The following is a 15,072-nucleotide window of genomic DNA, read 5'->3' as shown; positions in this document are numbered from 1 at the left end:
GTTTAGCCAAACAGAAGCAATCGTTCCGGATCATATATCATGTATATGATCATTGACATGAAGTACCAGATGTAGTAATATTGTCATAGACTCCATGGAGACGATAAACGATATGTGGTAGGGAAAAAGTGGTTTATTTTTTATATATACTATATACTGTATGAAGGAGCGTGCGGTATGGACGTCATCAAGAGAAACGGGACGAAGGTGCCTTTTGACAGAAGCAAGATCACGATAGCGATCGAGAAGGCGATGAACAGCAGCAGCGGCGTATACGAGGCGGGCCAGGCCGAAGCCATCGCTAGAGAAATAGAGGCGTACGCGACTGCCATGCAGAAGGAAATGACCATTTACGCTATTGAAGATCAGGTATATTACAAACTGATCCAGTATAATAATCCGGCGACGGCGCGGGCCTATGAAAATTACAAGGCCATCCAGGCTTTCAAGCGGCAGACGAATACGACGGACACAGATGTTTTCGGGTTGTTGAATAATACGAACCTCGACGTTCTCGACGAAAATTCCAATAAAAACGGTCACGTCGTATCGACACAGCGCGATTTGATTGCCGGCGAAATATCGAAGGATATTGCGCGGCGTAAATTGATTCCTGCCGATATCGTTCAGGCCCATGACAGCGGCGCCATTCATTTTCACGATATGGACTATATCATTCAGCCTATGTTCAATTGCTGTCTCATTAATTTGGAGGATATGCTGGCCAACGGCACCGTCATTAACGGCAAGAAGATCGATACGCCGAAGTCTTTTCAGGTGGCCTGTACCGTAACGACGCAGATCATAGCTCAAGTCGCCAGCGGACAGTACGGCGGTCAGTCGATCAACGGCATTGACCGTATTTTGGCTCCCTATGTGCGCAAGTCTTACGAAAAATATATGAAGGCCGTCGTCGAGGAACAACGGGAAGTATACGGTATCGAACCGGACATGGATAAGGCTCGGGAGATTGCCTTGAAGCGGACGAAAAAAGAAATTAAAGACGGCATTCAGACGATCCAGTACCAGATCAATACGTTGATGACGACGAACGGACAGGCGCCGTTCGTAACACTTTTCATGTATTTCCCCCGGGACTACGAGTACGCCCGGGAAGCGGCGCTGATCACGGAAGAACTGCTGCGGCAACGGATTCAAGGCATCAAGAATGAGGCGGATGTCTATGTGACGCCGGCTTTTCCGAAATTGATTTATGTCCTGGATGAACATAATATTCATCAGAACAGCCCGTACTATTATCTGACGGAACTTGCCGCCGAATGTACGGCGAAACGGATGTATCCCGATTACATTTCGGCTAAAAAGATGCGCCAGACGTATGAAGGGAATGTTTTCAGCCCCATGGGCTGCCGCTCTTTCCTCAGTCCCTGGAAAGATGAAGAGGGCAGGTATAAATTCGACGGCCGCTTCAATATGGGCGTCGTTTCGCTGAATTTACCACAAATCGGGATCTTGGCTGACGGAGATGAAGAAAAGTTTTTCCAAATACTCGACAAACGCCTGGAATTGTGTAAAAAGGCGTTGTTGCTACGTGTCGAGCTGCTGAAAAAAATCACGTCCGACGTTTCGCCGATTCATTGGCAATACGGCGCCATTGCACGCCTGAAGCCGGGAGAAACGGTGGAACGGTTCATGTATGGCGGGTATGCGACGCTGTCTCTCGGCTATATCGGCATGTATGAAGCTACGTTGCTGACCAAGCACTGCTCGCATACGGAACCGGAAGGAAAGGCTTTTGCGCATCGCGTAATGGACGATTTCAATGACCATATCAAACGGTGGCGCGAAGAAACGAATATCGGCTTTGCTCTCTACGGCACGCCGGCAGAAAGTTTGACCAATCGGTTCTGCAAGAAAGACAGAGCCCGTTTCGGTGAGATCAAAGACGTTACCGATAAGGGCTATTATACGAACAGTTATCATGTCGATGTTCGCGAGCCGATCAATGTTTTTGATAAATTCTCGTTTGAATCGGAGTTTGAAGATAAATCGACAGGCGGGTGCATCAGTTATGCCGAAATTCCCAATATGGCGCATAATGTACCGGCGATTTTGACGATGATCCGCTACATTTATGATAATATCAGCTATGCCGAATTTAACACGAAGTTGGATTATTGCCATGTTTGCGGCTTTGACGGCGAGATTGTCGTCAATGATGACAATGAGTGGGAATGCCCGCGCTGTCATAATACGAATCGTTCGAAGCTGACCGTTATTCGCAGGACGTGCGGGTATTTGGGTGAAAATTTTTGGAATGAAGGGCGGACCAAGGAAATAAAGGACCGTGTCCTCCACATATAGGTGGTTTGTATGAGATATGGTCAGATCCGTAAGTTTGATATCGCCAATGGTCCCGGCATCCGCACCTCTTTGTTTGTTACAGGTTGTACGCATCATTGCGTCAACTGTTTCAATGAAGCGTATCAGGATTTTTCGGCAGGAGAAGAATGGACCGATGTTGAGACGGCGGAACTGCTTTCTTATCTTCGGTTGCCTGTCGTTTCGGGACTGACGCTTTTAGGCGGTGAGCCGATGCAAAACGCGAAAGCCTTGATCCCGTTGCTGCGCGATGTTCGTAAAGCCGTTCCCGAAAAGGATATATGGGTTTATTCCGGCTATACGTACGAAGAAATCCGAGAGGATGAAGAACGCGTTCAGCTTCTTGAACTGTGTGATGTATTGGTAGACGGTCGTTTTGTAGAGGCCTTGAAGGATCCGGGACTTTACTTTCGCGGTTCTGCCAATCAACGTGTCATTGATATAAAAAAAAGCGAGGCTGCCGGGGCGGCAGTCCTCCTGTGGCCTGACGGCAGATAATTGTAACGGCAAGAGCAGGTGCGTTTTACGGCGCATCTGCTCTTGTCGTTGACGGCTCTTTTCAAAGCGGACAAGAAAGGCTATAATGAAATTTATTCAACTTGAAAATACAGGTTACAGGAGCGGATTATGAAGAAAGAAATCAAACTTTTTATATTTGATATGGACGGACTGATGTTTGACACGGAACCGATATCGGCGCAGTGTTGGCAGGCGGCTGCCGCGCAGTTCGGGTATGATGTGCCTGACGAAGCCTTTTTTGCCGTGTTGGGAATGAATCAGATTACGGCCGGCGACGTGTTTCGCCGTTTTTTGGGGAGTGACTTCCCCTATGAAACTGTACGGCGCGTGAAATTGGCGTATCAGGAACGGTATTACCAAGAACATGATATCCCTGTCAAGGCAGGTCTCGAACAGTGTCTTGATTACGCGCGGCAAAAGAAAATCGCCTGCGCCGTGGCTTCTTCGTCTCCGCTGGTGCAAATTCGGTATCTTCTGAAAAAGACAGGTCTTCTGCCGTATTTTACGTTGTTGCAAAGCGGGGAAGAGATTGCGCACGGTAAACCGGCGCCCGATATTTTTCTGACAGCTTGCCGCCATTTATCCGTAGCGCCGTCACAAGCCGTCGTTTTTGAAGATTCCGCCATAGGACTGCAAGCCGCCCATGCTGCAGATATCGCCGCCGTCTGGGTGCCCGATTTGGGAACGGTGCCGGAAGATGTGGCCGGTGCGATATGGTTTCGGTGTGCTTCGCTGGCGGAGGTACCGCAGCGATTGGAGCGGGAAAAAGAGGTGATACGATGAAACAACAACGACAGGTTATGTTTTTTTTTACCATTTTCCTCGGCGCCTTATCGGCTATAGCGCCGTTGTCGACGGATATGTATTTACCGGCGCTGCCGGTGATGATGCAAGATTTTGCCGTGACGCCGTCGCTGATACAATTGACCTTGACGGCATCCATGGCCGGCATGGCATTCGGTCAAATTGTAGCTGGGCCGCTCAGCGATGAAAAGGGGCGGCGGCTGCCGCTGCTCGGCGGCATGCTGATTTTTGCGGCAGCGACGGCAGGCTGTATCTTTGCGACTTCCATTTATGCCTTTCTCTTTTTTCGCCTGATTCAAGGGGCTGCCGGCGGGGCAGGTATCGTCATTGCCCGGGCCATTGCCCGTGACGTTTGCAGCGGTTCGGCATTGACACGCTTCTTTTCGATGCTCATGCTGGTCAACGGCATTGCGCCTATCTTGGCTCCCGTCATTGGCGGGCAAATACTTCTTTTTGCAACGTGGCACGGCGTCTTTTGGCTCCTCTTTATCTTGGGGCTTATCTTGGGGCTCGTCACGTTGTTGATGCCGGAAACGTTGCCTTTGCGACGCAGAGTGATTGGCGGTTTCTTGGCCAGTATGAACGGGTATGGCGACCTGTTCCACCAGCCTTACTTCATGGGCCATTGTCTGATGCAATGCTTTGGATTTGCAGCCTTTTTCGGCTACATTTCCGGATCTTCCTTCGTTTTTCAAAACGTCTATCACGTTTCACCCCAAGGATTCAGTCTTATTTTCGGCGCCAACGGCATCGGCTTGATGATCAGCGGTATCCTCGTCGGTCGATCTGCCGGCGTCTATCCTGAGTGGAAGGCCTTGTGTCTTTCTCTGTGGATTGCCGTCATCGGCAGTGTGTTGCTCCTCGTTGCTTTTTGGCTGCACTTGCCCTTAGCCATCGTCGTTCCTCTTCTCTTTGTGACCGTATCAACCTTGGCGGCGATGAGTACGAGCAGCTTCTCATTAGCTATGCAAAGGCAGGCGCAGAATGCCGGCAGTGCCTCTGCGTTGATAGGCTTTTCGTCGATGATTTCAGGCGCTGTCATGGCACCGGTCGTCGGCATCGGCGGCAGTGCGACGGCTCTGCCCATGGCAATCGTCATGGTTCTCGGCGAAGTCGGCGCCTTGCTTATCTTTTACGCTTGCATTTATCGTGCAGAATCGGGGAGAGCCTCTTATTAAATGAATAAAAGCGGTACAGCCCATGGGCTGTACCGCTTTTTTGTCAATTTAACGGACAAAGCAAAGCCAAGACAGAATAAGGAAGATGATCCAGGCGCAGATTGAAGCGGCGTACATCATGCTTTTCCCCTTTTGAATGTGGCCTTCAGCCGGCGTTTCTCCCTCGTCGCCTATGGTCGGTCGTACCAGTGTGACGGCGCCGAAGCTGACTGTGCCGCCAAGGCGCAGTTGCAGGGCACCGGCGAGAGGCGCGGTCGTATAGGTGTCATTGAAAGAAAGACCGCGGTCACGGCGCAAGATGTGTAGGGCCTCTTTGGATGACAGGCGGCATAAATAGGCGGCATAAATCATAAAGAGGGCTGAAAAGCGAGCCGGCAGAGCCAGCAAATATTTGTTGACAAAGCGGGCGCCTTTGTAGAATTGGGTCAGTTCGGGATGCAAAATCGATCTGCGAGTCATGATTTCCGTGAGCGTATAGAGACAAGCCAAAGGCGCACCGCCGATGCACATGAAGAAAAGCGGCGCCGTTACGGTCCGCAGTGATTGTTCTGCCGTAGTAAGCACTGTTTCCCGAATCAGATTTTCGCCTGTAAGATCGGCACTGTCCAAACTGGAAAAGTCTGTGAAAGCATTTCGGGCAGCTTGTATGTCATCGAAGTGGAGGCCTTTAAATATGGCTTCGCACGATTTTTGAATCGTATGCATGCCGAGCAGTTGGCAGCAAATAATCGTGTGGGCAATCCAGTCGGCACCGTGATAGACGTAATAGAGAGAAAAAATGAAAATGACTGGCAGAAAGAAGGCAACGATAACAGCAAAAATTAAAGCGAAGATACCTTTTGTCGATTGGGATTTCGGCGTGCCCTCAGCCTTATACCAACGTTCTTCTGTGTACACGATGAAGCGAGTCAGTAATTGGGGAACTTTCGGGATAATGGGGAAATCGCCGATTAATCTGTTCAGTAAATAAGCAAAGCCAATGGAGGCGAGTATATAAATCATAAGTTATAGACAATCCTTTCCGGGAGGTTAAATATTTCTGGCAGCTAAGCTGTCCAGCGGTTCTGGGTTCGGCGTAAATTCGATGGGATCACGGTTGGTGAGGAAGGTTTGTGTATAGGCCAAACACATGGTCAGACCGGCGGTCAGGCCGTCTTCGTCCAAATCGAATTCCGGCGTGTGGTGATTGGCGCCACTGCCCTTTTCGGCGTTGGCAATACCGGTGAAGACGAGGACGCCAGGATAGAGCCGCGATGTTATGGCGAAGGTTTCCGACGCCATCCACGGTTCACAGTCACCAAGGGCGTCCTGGCCGAGGCAGCTTATGGCGGCGCGACGGGCGATAGCCGTGCATTGCGGCTGATTGCGCACTTCAAAAAGTGGTTTCGGCAAGTGGAGAATTTCATAGGTACAACCGTAGACGGCGCAGGATTTTTCCAACAGCGACAAAAAGGCTTCATAAAATTGACGGCCGCCGTCTTCGTAGCTGAAAAAACGACAGGTTCCGGAGAAGACCAATTCGGCAGGAATGACATTTAATGCTTCGCCGCTGTGTACGGACCCGAGTGAGACGGCCAGGCACTGGCGCGGCGAGACGATGCGCATTCGCAGGGATTGCAGGTCATTGTAGAAGGCATGGAAACAGTCGATCGGGCTTTTGGCCAAATCCGGCCGTGAACCGTGACCGCCTTTGCCAGTGATTTTGATTTTAAAACCGAAACCGCCTGCCATAGGAGCGCCATCTAAAATGGCAATCTTTCCCGTCGGGACGTCCCAACGGACGTGTGTGGCATAGCAGCCGTCGATATGGAGACCGCTTTCTTCTTTCAGATAATGGAGTAATTTCTCCAGCGGGCCGGACTCTTCTTCTCCCTGTTCAAACATGAAGACGACGGTGCCGGAAAAATCGGTTCTGTGTTCGGACAGAATTTTAGCCGCACCCAGCAGCATGGCTGTATGACCGTCATGACCGCAGGCATGCATGACGCCGTGGCGACGGGAGATGCAGATACGCCGGCCGGAGAGATTGCAGGGATTCTCTTCAATGGGCAGCGCATCGATATCGGCGCGGAGAAGCAGCGTGCGGCCCGGTTGTTTTCCCTGCAGGACGGCGATGATGCCGCCGTTTTCTACGTGCGTATAAGGAATATGGTAAAGGGACAATTCCTTTTTAATAACGGCTAAGGTTTCCGTCTCTTGCAGCGACAGCTCGGGATTTTCGTGAAAATATCGGCGCAGAAAGACCATCTTGTCTTTTGTTTCTGCAACGGCTTGTTGTATATGGAGTGCCATCGGTAGGTTTTCCTTTCTCTGTTAATCCTCAATACCTGTGCGAGCCTGTATCCCCCGGTCATAGGGGTGTCGAATCTTTCTGATTTCCGAGACATAGTCGGCAGCGGCGATGAGTTCTGCTGACGGATCTCTGCCGGTCATGACGACTTCCAGTTTTTCCGGCTTCGTCTGCAAGAAGGACAGCACCGTTTCCGAAGATAACAGGCCGAGTCGGCAGGCAATATTGATTTCGTCAAGTACCAGCATATCGAAGCCTTCGTCGCGGCAGCGGCAGACGGTCGTACGAAAAAGCTCCGCTTGCAGGCGGCGTGCCGTTTCCCATTCTTCCGGCGACATTTGAAAGGTGAACTTTTCGCAGCCTTTTCCGCGCAGGATCGAAACGGACGGTATCTTTTTCAGGATCGTGAGTTCTCCCGTTTCCCCTTCTTTTAAAAATTGGCAGAAGAGTACCTTGCCGCCTCTGCCGGCGCAGCGGACGGTCAAGCCCACGGCTGCCGTCGTTTTGCCTTTGCCGTCACCGTAATAAATATGAATCAGCCCTGTATCCATATATACCTCCTCTGTCATATGGTTAACATGGTTATGTGTATTAGTATAACACGGACTATTTGCAGCGCAAAGTAAATGTGCGGATATTCGACGACGAGAAGCTTTGTCCCCGGCGCGCATATATTCAAAAAAAACTGGCTATTTCTCAGGCAGCAATGGTATAATAACAGGTAAACACTGAGCCGGCAGGGCGAACGGAGGAGGCGGATGATAGTGGATCAATCTGTACGAAAGGTTTTGACGGCATTAAATGATGCCGGATTTGAATCCTATGTTGTCGGCGGCGCCGTTCGCGATCTGCTCATGCGTCGGGAACCTCATGACTATGATCTGACGACGGCGGCCAGGCCGGAAGAAATTCGGCGCATTGTGGCGAAACAGGGGTGGCATACTGCGGCAATCCGTGGCGAACGATTCGCTGTCACCGTATTGGTCGTCGACGGCAAGGTCATAGAAACGGCAACCTTTCGCGGCGAGTCTTACGGCAGCGATTCCCACCGCCCGGAACGTGTATGGTATGCCGATTCGTTGCGGGAAGACGTGTTGCGCCGTGACTTTACGGTTAATGCCATGGCAATGGATAAGGACGGCCATCTTTATGATTATGTCAACGGTCGGAATGATGTGAAGAAAAAACGATTGGTTACTGTCGGCGAGCCGCAGCGTCGTTTCCGTGAAGATGCGCTGCGTCTTTTTCGCGCCTGCCGTTTTGTCGGTCAGTTGGACTTTCAACCTGTAAAAGAATTGCAGCGTGCGATGCCGGCGGCTTTTGACCGCGTGTCCGGTCTTTCTTTGGAGCGGGTTGTCAGCGAGATTGACCGTCTCCTGGTAACGCCGGCGGCGTACAAGGGATTGGATATTCTCGTTCGGTCCGGACTTGGCGACTGTTCTTGCCGGCAGAAGGTAAACGGCGTCTATCTTCCGGTGCCGATCTTGCCGGAGTTGTCGCATCTGCCGCAGACGCCGCAGTCCCGTCCTTTTCACGCCTATGACGCCTGGGTTCATACGCTGGCCGTCGTTGCGCATACGCCGCCGTCGCTGACGGTGCGGTATAGCGCGTTGTTTCATGATATGGCGAAGGGACTGCCCGGTATTCGCGGCAGGCACGACGGCAGATTGACCGATTACGGTCACGATGCCTGCGGGGCCGCTATGGCCGTCGATATTTTACGGCGTTGGCAGAAGTCGCCGGACTTGATCAGACGGGTTTCTTGGCTGGTAAAGACGCACATGAAGTTTCATTATTTTTCCAATACGGGGCAAGGCGATCTGCATAAATGGCTGCGCCGTGAAGCGCAGCAAGGGCCGTTCAAGAGGACGGCCGAATTGATGGAAGCCGTTGAGCAGGCGACTGCGCTGGCTTGCGCTGATATCATCGGCTGCGGCCGCGCGGCGGCGGAAACGGCGGGCACAGCGGAGTTCGGCCGTTTTCTGGCCGATCTTGCCTGCCAGATGCCGGTCAGTACGCGGGATCTCGCTTATGATCGGCGTTTGCCGTCGCATTGCGGCAAGTTGACCGGCAACTGCTTGAAAAACCTGCTGCTCCGCGTGCAGAGCAACGAGTTGGATAACGATGCCGAAACGCTGTTTCAGGCTGCCGAAAAATGGCTGAAACGACAAGAGAAAGCGGAAACGTAATATGTTACTTAATACAAACGATTCACATCATAAGAAAATACGGAAGAGGATCAGTTTTTGCGGACGCTGTCTGCTCATCGTTTGCTGTCTCATCGCCGGGCGTCTGGGCTGGCTGCAAATCGTTCAGGGCGGCTCATTGGCGGAGCGCGCCGATGCGCAGACGGAAGAAGACCGCAAATTGCAGTCGCCGCGCGGCATGATCCTCGACCGGGACGGGAAAATTCTGGCTATCAGCGAAGTGACGAAATCACTGTATGCCGACCCGACGATGATCGAAAAAACGCCGGCAGAAATGGCCAAATATATTGCGCCGTATTCGCACTTTTCCGAAGCCGAACTGACGGAGCGTCTTTCCCGCGATACGGCTTTCGTTTGGCTGGATCGGACTATGGATCATGATAAATATAAGGCCCTTGAGGAGGTCATTCGCAAGGAAAATTTGAAAGGTCTCCGCTTTATTGATGAAAACCGCAGGTATTATCCGAACGGAACGTTGGCAGCACAGCTGATCGGTTTCGTCGGAGATAACGATCACGGCTTGGACGGCATCGAAATGGTCCTTGATAAAGATATCCGCGGCGATATTAAAAATCAACGGCTGACGACGGACAGAAATAATATACCTATTTTGGAATCCGCCTTGGCACAGGTGTTGCCCGACCAGGAACGATCCGTGCATCTGACGATCGATACGACGATACAGTTTGTCGCCGAACGGGGCCTAGACGGCATCATGAAGGAAAATCGCCCTGAAGGAGCGGCGATCATCGTGATGAATCCCAAGACGGGAGAGATACTGGCGATGGCAAGCAGACCGAATTTTGATCCCAATGATTTCGGGAAAGGTTCGCCGGCGGCATATAAAAACCGGGCCGTTGTCAATCTTTATGAACCGGGCTCCACTTTCAAGCCGATCATGGCGGCGGCTGCCGTCGATTCCGGAAAATGGGGGCTTCACGATACGTACGATGATGTCGGTTATATTGATGTCGACGACAGGACGATTCATAATTGGGACGATGCCGGTATGGGGAAGGTCACGCTGAAAGAAATACTCATGTATTCAATCAATACCGGGATGGCGAATATCGGCATTCATACAGGCGGTAAAATCTTGACGGAATATGCCAAGCGATTCGGTTTCGGTAAAGCGACCGGTATCGAGCTTCCCGGTGAAGGCGAGGGAATCCTCTTTGATCCTGACAAAATGAGCAATATTGATGAAGCGACAATGGCTATCGGGCAAAGTATTGCCGTTACGCCTTTACAGATGGTGCAGGCATTCGGCGCTATTGCCAATCGTGGACATATGATGAAGCCGTTCGTTATCCGAGAAGTCGATAATCCCGACGGTTCCGTTTACAAGCGGACGGAGCCGGAAGAAGTGGGACAGCCTATTTCGGAAGACGTCAGTCGTGCCATCAGCAAAATCATGGCGGAAGAAATTTCGTCAGGCGGCGGCCAGAACGCAAAAATAGAGGGGTATCAATTCTGTGGTAAAACAGGAACGGCGCAACGGTTGAATGCGGAAGGAACGGGCTACGCTGAAGGGCAGTATATCGGTTCCTTTATCGGTTTCGGGCCGCTGGAAGATCCGCAGTATGTCGTTCTGATCGTCGTCGATAATCCGAACGGCACGTACTACGGAGCGCAAGTCGCGGCTCCGGTCTTTAAAGAAATGATGACGGACATTGTGCGATTCAAAGGCGTCGCGCCGTCTGGATCGATTGACAGCGGGAATATTCCGAGAGATACGGAGCAGAAAAAGACGAGAACGATGCCGGACGTGAAAACAACGGACCAGGGGATCCTCTTGCCGTCATTTATCGGTTGGAACAACCGCGAAGTCAATGATTGGCTGAATCGCGCCGGACTGGGGTTTGTTCCTAACGGCAGCGGCAATGCCGTTTATCAGGACCCGCCGGCAGAGGCGTATGCAGAGCCCGGCAGTGATGTTTTCGTTACGTTTATGCGATAGGAGAAAAGATGCGCGTATTGGACGGTAAGTGTGTTGCCGCTTTTGAAAAAGAACAGCTGATCAAAGGCCTGGCAGCATTGGGAAAAAAAGGAGCGTTGCCGTGTTTGGCTGTAGTGCAGATCGGGGACGACAAGGCGTCGGCGCTGTACCGTACGGCGTTGCAACGCCGCGCCGTTGAAGTCGGTCTGCCGTTTCATCCCTATCAACTGCCTGCGTCTGCGGCGGCGGAAGAGGTAGCGGCGTTGCTGGAAAAACTCAACGCTGCCGATGAGATTAAAGGGATTCTTCTTTTGATGCCGTTGCCGGAGCATCTCTCGGCGGCAAAGCTGAGTGAGTATATTGCGCCGGAAAAAGACATCGACGGGATTACGGAACGGAGCATGGGGCGTCTTTTCTCGGGCAAGCCCGCTTTTGTGCCGTGTACGCCGCAGGCCGTTATGGCTATTTTGGCGTATTACCGAATTGATTTGGAAGGAAAACACGTGGTCGTTATCGGCCGCAGCAATATCGTCGGCAAACCGTTGGCGCAGCTGTGCTTAAAGCAAAATGCGACGGTAACGGTTTGTCATTCTCGGACGAAGAATTTGGCGGTGCTGGCCTCGGAAGCGGATATTCTCATTGCCGCCGTAGGCAGGGCCGGTTTTGTGACTGCCGATATGATTGCCGCTGGCGCCGTTGTCATCGATGTCGGCATCAACCGGATTGACGGTAAAACTGTAGGCGATGTGGATTTTACGGCGGCGACGGCAAAAGCCGCCGCCATTACGCCTGTTCCCGGAGGTGTCGGCGCCGTGACGACGATAATGGTTTTGAAAAATGTCGTCCGCACTTTGGCGGAGACGGAGTAAGGAGGAGTGTCTATGCATTTGTTAGATAGTTTTTTTATCCATTATCTTCACCGCTTTGATCAATTTTGTTTTTCCGTTCGTCTCCATGGCGAAACCTACACGATCGGTGAAGGAACGCCGGTATTTACGTTAGTTGTCAACAAAGATATTCCTAAGAAGGACTTGCTTGCTTCGACATCATTGGCTTTGGGAGAAGCGTACATGCGTCGGGATATTGATATTGAAGGCGACTTATTTACGGCGTTGAAATGCATGTTGAAGCAAAATGACCGCTTTTCTCTTGATCGAAAAGGATTGAAAGGACTTTTATTCCAATCGGAATCCAAGGGGAGTCAAAAGCAGCAGGTTTCGTCACATTATGACTTGGGCAATGACTTTTATCAATTGTGGCTTGACCCGTCCATGAGCTATTCATGCGCATATTTTAAGGGCGACGCGGATACGTTGGAGATGGCGCAGCAGCAAAAGGTCCATTATATTTTGGAAAAGCTCCATCTGGAAAAGGGCATGCGTTTACTGGATATTGGCTGTGGCTGGGGATATTTGCTCATTGAAGCGGCAAAGAAATATGGCGTTCGAGGGTATGGTTGTACCCTAAGCAGGGAACAATGGCATAAGGGACAGGAACGGATCAGGGAACTGGGACTTGAAGAGCAGGTACAGATCGAATTGGCCGATTACCGGGATTTACCGGAGACGAAGTGGAAATTTGACCGTGTCGTCAGTGTCGGCATGTTGGAACATGTTGGCCGTTCCAACTACATGACTTATATGGAAACGGCAGAGCATCTTTTAGTCGACGGCGGCTTGTTCTTGCTGCACTACATCAGTGGCCTTGATGAGCGCGTCAGCAATCCGTGGATGCGCAAGTATATTTTTCCCGGCGGCACCTTACCGTCTTTGCGGGAAATCATCGATCTCGCTTATGATACGGAATTCCGTGTTCTTGATGTGGAAAGCTTGCGGCGCCATTATTATAAAACATTATTATGCTGGTATGATAATTTTCGAAAGGTTCATGATCAGGTGGAGGCTGAACGCGGCAGCGAATTTGTCCGCATGTGGGATTTATATCTTTGCGGCTGTGCTGTTGCTTTCTATATCGGCAATATCGACTTGCATCAAGTCTTGATGACGAAAGGCTGCAACAATGATCTGCCGATGACGCGGTGGTATTAAAACAAGGTGTATTGCCTTTCAAGAAAACAGAAAACACAGTCCTCTGTCAGAGGACTGTGTTTTTTTGGCTTTATTTCCATCTTTAAGGAATTTCGTTAATATTACAAAACCGATAAAATGTAATAATATATAAAATATACGTTAAAAAATATCAATTTTAATAAAACGTTTAACATAAAATTTTATGATGATATATACAATAATTCTAAAAACGAATACAATCAATCTTGTTTATACATAATAAGAACCTCGTGTATATTGACAAGTAAAACGTTGTAACTTAAAATTTAGTTAAAAGAAACGGCCGTATAGAAAAAATATGAAAGGAATAAAAATACTATTTTTTGCAAGTAAAAAAATAGCAGGTTTAACTTAAAAAGGGAGAAGAGCAGTGTTTATGTAGTACATGGAGAAAATTACCCATAGGAGGTTTCACGTATGTCATCACTTGAGTATGCAAAAAAAGCGGGTATGACCTTGGAAGAATGGAAGAAGGCTTCCAAATTTTCCGGAATGGATTTAGGTTGGATTATTATGTGTATCGGCATGGCTATCGGTGCCGGTATCGTGTTCCTGCCGTTGCAAGTAGGCTTAGTCGGGTTGTGGGTGTATATCGTTGCAGCAGCGATCGGATATCCCATTTTGTACCAGTTTCAGAAATTATACATACAAATTATGGCTAATTCCGATAAGTGTGAAGACTTTGCCGGTATCATTTCAGGGTACTTAGGGCGAAATTGGGGCTTTTTCCTTGGCTTCCTCTACTTTGCCTTTACGACGATCGTCATTTTCCTCTATTCGACGGCCCTAACGAACGACAGCGCGTCCTTTTTGCAGACCTTCGGCGTCACGGAAACGTTGCTGTCTGACAACATTTTCTACGGGTTGGCCGTTATCTGCTGTCTCGTTTTGATTGCGTCGCAAGGAGAAAAGTTGCTCTTTAAAGTATCGTCCGGTATGGTGTTAACGAAGTTGCTCGTCATCGCTTTCTTCGGCGTCGTCATGGTACAGTATTGGAATTTTGGCAATATCGGCGAGTTCCCGTCTGTTACTTACTTGATTAAAAACAGCATCGTTATGTTGCCGCTGACGGTTCTTTCGATTACCTTCTTCATCGGCATCAGTCCGGTCGTCATTTCGTACCGCGCCAAATCGGATAACAAAGTCTTGGCGTATTATCGTTCCATGCGAGTCATGAAAATCGCCTTCTGGACGTTGTGGACTGTCGTCGTCTTCTATGCACTCTCCTTCAATATTGCCGTCGGTCATGAACAGGCTGTCGCTGCTTACGAAGCCAATATTTCGTCCTTGGCCATGGCAGCGAAGAGTATGGACGGTGCGGCAGTGCGGATTCTCAGTCTGGTACTTAACATCTTTGCCGTCGTAACGGCGTTCTTTTCGGTATTCCTTTCGTTCCGCGATTCCTGCTACGGCATTGCCATGAATGTCTTGCTGCGGTATGTGAAGGAAGAAAGCGTTAACAAGAAGATGATTAAATACGGGATCAGCGTCTTCTGTGTCTGCGTTTCGTGGGGGGCTATTGCGCTCAATGCACCGGCCTTGACCTTTACGACTTTGTTAAGCCCGTTAATGGGGGTTCTCGGCTGCTTAATGCCGGTTTACTTGGTCATGCAGACGCCGCAGTTCAAACACTATCGTGATTGGAAGTTGTGCACGATCAGTTCGATCGGCATTCTGTTGGTTATTTCACCGTTCCTGGCTTTCAGCTAGGTCGGGGTTCAGT

At 50.2% G+C, this 15,072-nt stretch carries 12 protein-coding genes; 9 read left to right on the top strand and 3 right to left on the bottom strand.

Annotation, left to right across the window (positions count from 1 at the left end; all coding sequences use genetic code 11):
* Nucleotides 1-177: 177 nt before the first annotated feature.
* From nrdD to C0977_RS02490, 4 genes are all read left to right on the top strand, one after another.
* Nucleotides 178-2,325 carry an anaerobic ribonucleoside-triphosphate reductase gene (gene nrdD, locus C0977_RS02505; protein WP_101912305.1) on the top strand — a complete coding sequence of 716 codons (2,148 nt, stop codon included), beginning with the start codon at nucleotides 178-180 and terminating at the stop codon, nucleotides 2,323-2,325.
* A 9-nt stretch (nucleotides 2,326-2,334) separates the two neighbouring features.
* On the top strand, nucleotides 2,335-2,841 hold the full coding sequence (gene nrdG / locus C0977_RS02500; protein WP_101912304.1) for an anaerobic ribonucleoside-triphosphate reductase activating protein: 507 nt from the start codon (nucleotides 2,335-2,337) through the stop codon (nucleotides 2,839-2,841).
* A 129-nt stretch (nucleotides 2,842-2,970) separates the two neighbouring features.
* Complete coding sequence (locus C0977_RS02495) at nucleotides 2,971-3,645, top strand: HAD family hydrolase (RefSeq protein WP_101912303.1); 675 nt, start codon at nucleotides 2,971-2,973, stop codon at nucleotides 3,643-3,645.
* Nucleotides 3,642-4,844 carry a multidrug effflux MFS transporter gene (locus tag C0977_RS02490; RefSeq protein WP_101912302.1) on the top strand — a complete coding sequence of 401 codons (1,203 nt, stop codon included), beginning with the start codon at nucleotides 3,642-3,644 and terminating at the stop codon, nucleotides 4,842-4,844. The genes C0977_RS02495 and C0977_RS02490 overlap by 4 nt, the downstream gene beginning before the upstream one ends.
* A gap of 48 nt (nucleotides 4,845-4,892) precedes the next feature.
* Here the strand turns inward: C0977_RS02490 and C0977_RS02485 are convergent, their stop codons facing one another.
* Genes C0977_RS02485 through C0977_RS02475 form a run of 3 tightly spaced genes read right to left on the bottom strand, consistent with a single transcriptional unit; the run spans nucleotide 4,893 to nucleotide 7,685 of the window.
* The gene (locus C0977_RS02485) at nucleotides 4,893-5,846 is read right to left on the bottom strand and encodes a cobalamin biosynthesis protein CobD/CbiB (RefSeq protein ID WP_101912301.1); all 954 of its coding nucleotides are present in this window, start codon (nucleotides 5,844-5,846) and stop codon (nucleotides 4,893-4,895) included.
* A gap of 27 nt (nucleotides 5,847-5,873) precedes the next feature.
* Nucleotides 5,874-7,136, bottom strand: coding sequence for a M20 metallopeptidase family protein (locus C0977_RS02480; RefSeq protein WP_101912300.1), 1,263 nt, complete (start codon nucleotides 7,134-7,136; stop codon nucleotides 5,874-5,876).
* Between the two features lie 21 nt (nucleotides 7,137-7,157).
* Entirely contained in the window at nucleotides 7,158-7,685 is a 528-nt protein-coding gene (locus C0977_RS02475) for a cob(I)yrinic acid a,c-diamide adenosyltransferase (protein WP_023052571.1), read from the bottom strand.
* Between the two features lie 207 nt (nucleotides 7,686-7,892).
* Here C0977_RS02475 and C0977_RS02470 point away from each other — a divergent pair, with 207 nt between their 5' ends.
* The 5 genes from C0977_RS02470 (at nucleotide 7,893) to C0977_RS02450 (ending at nucleotide 15,059) form a co-directional block, all read left to right on the top strand.
* Nucleotides 7,893-9,323, top strand: a complete 1,431-nt coding sequence (locus C0977_RS02470; RefSeq protein ID WP_419177918.1) for a CCA tRNA nucleotidyltransferase — start codon at nucleotides 7,893-7,895, stop codon at nucleotides 9,321-9,323.
* A gap of 1 nt (nucleotide 9,324) precedes the next feature.
* A complete protein-coding gene (locus C0977_RS02465; protein WP_101912298.1) occupies nucleotides 9,325-11,301 on the top strand; it encodes a penicillin-binding transpeptidase domain-containing protein in 1,977 nt (658 codons plus the stop codon).
* A gap of 8 nt (nucleotides 11,302-11,309) precedes the next feature.
* Nucleotides 11,310-12,149 (top strand): bifunctional 5,10-methylenetetrahydrofolate dehydrogenase/5,10-methenyltetrahydrofolate cyclohydrolase, encoded by an 840-nt coding sequence (locus C0977_RS02460; protein ID WP_101912297.1) that lies wholly within the window; start codon nucleotides 11,310-11,312, stop codon nucleotides 12,147-12,149.
* Between the two features lie 12 nt (nucleotides 12,150-12,161).
* Nucleotides 12,162-13,328, top strand: a complete 1,167-nt coding sequence (locus C0977_RS02455) for an SAM-dependent methyltransferase (RefSeq protein ID WP_101912296.1) — start codon at nucleotides 12,162-12,164, stop codon at nucleotides 13,326-13,328.
* 438 nt (nucleotides 13,329-13,766) lie between these two features.
* A complete protein-coding gene (locus tag C0977_RS02450; protein ID WP_101912295.1) occupies nucleotides 13,767-15,059 on the top strand; it encodes a hypothetical protein in 1,293 nt (430 codons plus the stop codon).
* Nucleotides 15,060-15,072: the final 13 nt, after the last annotated feature.

This window comes from Megasphaera vaginalis (ex Bordigoni et al. 2020) (assembly GCF_900240295.1).
GTDB classification, from domain to species: Bacteria; Bacillota; Negativicutes; order Veillonellales; family Megasphaeraceae; genus Megasphaera; species Megasphaera vaginalis.
This window is presented reverse-complemented; position numbering and strand designations above follow the sequence as displayed.

Bases quoted from the DNA above. Each gene is read 5' to 3' on its own strand.
- nrdG (WP_101912304.1), top strand. From the start codon at position 2,335: ATGAGATATGGTCAGATCCGTAAGTTTGATATCGCCAATGGTCCCGGC.
- C0977_RS02460 (WP_101912297.1), top strand. From the start codon at position 11,310: ATGCGCGTATTGGACGGTAAGTGTGTTGCCGCTTTTGAAAAAGAACAG.
- C0977_RS02450 (WP_101912295.1), top strand. From the start codon at position 13,767: ATGTCATCACTTGAGTATGCAAAAAAAGCGGGTATGACCTTGGAAGAA.
- C0977_RS02490 (WP_101912302.1), top strand. From the start codon at position 3,642: ATGAAACAACAACGACAGGTTATGTTTTTTTTTACCATTTTCCTCGGC.
- C0977_RS02480 (WP_101912300.1), bottom strand. From the start codon at position 7,136: ATGGCACTCCATATACAACAAGCCGTTGCAGAAACAAAAGACAAGATG.
- C0977_RS02455 (WP_101912296.1), top strand. From the start codon at position 12,162: ATGCATTTGTTAGATAGTTTTTTTATCCATTATCTTCACCGCTTTGAT.
- C0977_RS02485 (WP_101912301.1), bottom strand. From the start codon at position 5,846: ATGATTTATATACTCGCCTCCATTGGCTTTGCTTATTTACTGAACAGA.
- C0977_RS02495 (WP_101912303.1), top strand. From the start codon at position 2,971: ATGAAGAAAGAAATCAAACTTTTTATATTTGATATGGACGGACTGATG.
- C0977_RS02475 (WP_023052571.1), bottom strand. From the start codon at position 7,685: ATGGATACAGGGCTGATTCATATTTATTACGGTGACGGCAAAGGCAAA.
- nrdD (WP_101912305.1), top strand. From the start codon at position 178: ATGGACGTCATCAAGAGAAACGGGACGAAGGTGCCTTTTGACAGAAGC.
- C0977_RS02470 (WP_419177918.1), top strand. From the start codon at position 7,893: ATGATAGTGGATCAATCTGTACGAAAGGTTTTGACGGCATTAAATGAT.
- C0977_RS02465 (WP_101912298.1), top strand. From the start codon at position 9,325: ATGTTACTTAATACAAACGATTCACATCATAAGAAAATACGGAAGAGG.